The sequence below is a fragment of the Chrysiogenia bacterium genome, assembly GCA_020434085.1.
In the GTDB taxonomy this organism is placed as follows: domain Bacteria; phylum JAGRBM01; class JAGRBM01; order JAGRBM01; family JAGRBM01; genus JAGRBM01.
In genome coordinates, this window is sequence record JAGRBM010000045.1 from 1 (window position 1) to 2,607 (window position 2,607).

Sequence of the window (2,607 nt, forward strand, 5' to 3'; positions counted from 1 at the left end):
GGCGCGGCGTCGTCGTGAGCAGCAGCAGGCCGCGCGAGTGATCGCTCAGCAGCTTGGCGGTCACCCACTCGGCGTCGGGTTCTTCGACGTCCCAGCCCAGGTGATGGGCCTCGTCGATGATGAGCAGGTCCCAGTTCTCGGCCGTCGCCTCGCTCAGGCGATCGGGATTTCCCAGCAGGAACTCGAAGGAGCAGATGACCCGGCGCGCCGAGAGAAAGACGGACTCGCCCGTGGTTTTCTCTTCATCGGCCGCGCGCGCTTCATCGAGCATGGTGAACATCTCGTTGAAGCGGCGGTACATCTCGACGAGCCACTGGTTCTTGAGCGCCTCGGGCACGACGATGAGCACGCGCGAGGCGCGCCCGAGCGCGCGAAGCGAGGCGAATACCAGGCCCGCCTCGATGGTCTTGCCAAGGCCCACCTCGTCGGCGAGCAGCACGCGCGGCATCTCACGGCGCGAGACGCTGCGCGCGACGTAGAGCTGGTGGGGCAGCAGCGAGACCCGGCAGCCGGCGATGCCGCGCACGTCGGGGGTGAGATTCTCCGCGCGAAGGCGCCAGCCCTCTTTTCGCAGGTCGTAGGTGCGGCGCGGGCTCCAGTCGCCGGTGAGGAACTGGTCGATGGCGCCCAGGTCCTCCACCTGGTGGTGGAGATCGGATTCTAGAATGTTGACGCCCTTGCCCTTGTAGCGATACAGGCCGTCTTCTTCGATGATCTTCTCGACGGTAAAGCGCTTGCCTTCCTTGGTGGCGGCGCGCTGGCCCACGCTGAGCACCAGCCGGCGCAGCGGGGCGGTGCGCACCGAGTAGCGGCGCTGAACCTCCGAGCCCGGGAAGAGCACGTCGATGGTGCCTTCCTCGACCTCTACGATGATGCCAAGGCCCAGTTCGGGCTCACTCTGGGCGACGACTCTTTGTCCGGGAATCAGCATGGGTGGCAAAAAAACTCTCCTGGCGGGGCGCGCGGGGGCCGTTTGCGCCCGCGGCGGGCACACTCATAGCCCCGCGCGGACCCGATGAAAAGGGGGGATTTGCCGGGGGTGCGCCGCAGGGTAGGCTTGCCTCCGCTGCTTCCCTCTCCCTTGTCAGGGAGAGGGAAGAGCGAAGCGAGGGTGAGGGTGCCGAGCCGGTACAAACTTTCCACCCTCACCCGCCCTGACGGGCACCCTCTCCCTGAAAGGGAGAGGGGAAACGGAAGTCTGACTCTTGGAGGAACTCCCATGCACCACGTCCACGTCAATTGCTACATCCACGCCCCCGTGGAGCGGGTCTTCGACTTCATCACCGACAACGACCGCTTCTTCGTCGGCGAGGGGATCAAGTCGGTGACCATGCTGAGGGAAGGCCAGGGCGAGCGCCACGGCCTGGGCGCGGTTCGCCGGATCAAGTCGGCGCTCACCTTCGAGGAAGAAATCACCGTCTTCGACCGCCCCCGTCGCCAGGAATACGTCATCCGCAAGTGCACGGTCCCCATGAAACACGATTACGGCCGCCTGGACTTCATCCCCCGCGGCGAAGGAACCGAGATCGACTGGAACACCTGGTTCGAGATCAACCTCCCGCTCATCGGCGGCCCGGCAACCAGAAACGCCGCCGAGAAGCTCAAGGCGGCTTTCGTGACGCTGCTCATTCAGGCGAAGGAAAGGCTGGAGGGGTAGGGGGGCGGAAAGTATCGTGTTGGCTCGAGGCTTGATCTCAAAGTCCAAAGCAAGCTAGGCGAGACCGCTCGCCTTCCAATCCTCGGCAGATCTCAATATTTTGATACGCTGGAATACCTTTCGCCGGATGACCACAACAAGTAAGAGAATCAAAATGATGAGCACTATGTTTAGCAATGTTGAGTAAGGGATGACATTCGGCTCAACACCAGCGAATAGTGGAATGGTAGCAAATACGCTTACAGGCAATAAGATAAACCACAGGAGTATATCTGCTGCAAACAAACTCCAACTCAGCTGACTATGATTTGGGATATCGCTTAATATTGAACGCCGGTAACCAAATTGGCGAATGGCGACAAGAGGAGTGCAGCCCAGAGATTCGACCATTATCAATAGTGATTTTTGCTGAGAAAACACCATATTGGCTCTTTCAACAATTGGCTCACCCCAGAAGTTTGCGGAAACACTGAGCGGGATGACGACTGCCACACCAATAATAATCGGTACGAAAATTCCTACCCGAAGAGCAAGATCGGATCGCCAGAAATAGATCGGCATACCTCGCACGCCTCTAGCACTTTTGTGCATTTTGCAGATTGCACGAAATCTCGTGGGGGCCCAGGATGAAGCGAATCAGGTGAGTGCTTCCGAATGCGCTTCCAATGTCTCGAATGAGGTCAAGTCGTGACTCAACACAGCATCGGCGTCCAGATCTGTTCCATCCATGCGCCATAGGCGCACGCCTCTCCGCGAAACCCTTAGAATCGTGACGCACACGAACTCCCGCCGCAATGATTCATTCCACGTCAGTCGGCCTCCTGCGACGATGTAAATTCTGCGGTCCATCTCGGGTCATTTCGGTCCATCGTGGACCATCATGGGTCACGTGACTTGATCGGTCACAGTTCATCTCCATACTGAAAAGAGTGGGCCGAAAGGCCCCACGA

At 59.7% G+C, this 2,607-nt stretch carries 3 protein-coding genes; 1 reads left to right on the plus strand and 2 read right to left on the minus strand.

Going from position 1 to position 2,607, the window contains the following annotated elements; translation table 11 throughout:
- Positions 1-931 (minus strand): DEAD/DEAH box helicase family protein (locus KDH09_01400; GenBank protein MCB0218324.1); only part of this gene is annotated, 931 nt, incomplete at its 3' end.
- Between the two features lie 288 nt (positions 932-1,219).
- On the opposite strand from KDH09_01400, the gene KDH09_01405 reads away from it, so the two are divergent.
- Positions 1,220-1,657, plus strand: coding sequence for an SRPBCC family protein (locus tag KDH09_01405; GenBank protein MCB0218325.1), 438 nt, complete (start codon positions 1,220-1,222; stop codon positions 1,655-1,657).
- Positions 1,658-1,711: 54 nt separating this feature from the next.
- Here KDH09_01405 and KDH09_01410 read toward each other — a convergent pair whose 3' ends face one another.
- The gene (locus KDH09_01410; GenBank protein ID MCB0218326.1) at positions 1,712-2,218 is read right to left on the minus strand and encodes a hypothetical protein; all 507 of its coding nucleotides are present in this window, start codon (positions 2,216-2,218) and stop codon (positions 1,712-1,714) included.
- Positions 2,219-2,607 lie beyond the last annotated feature (389 nt).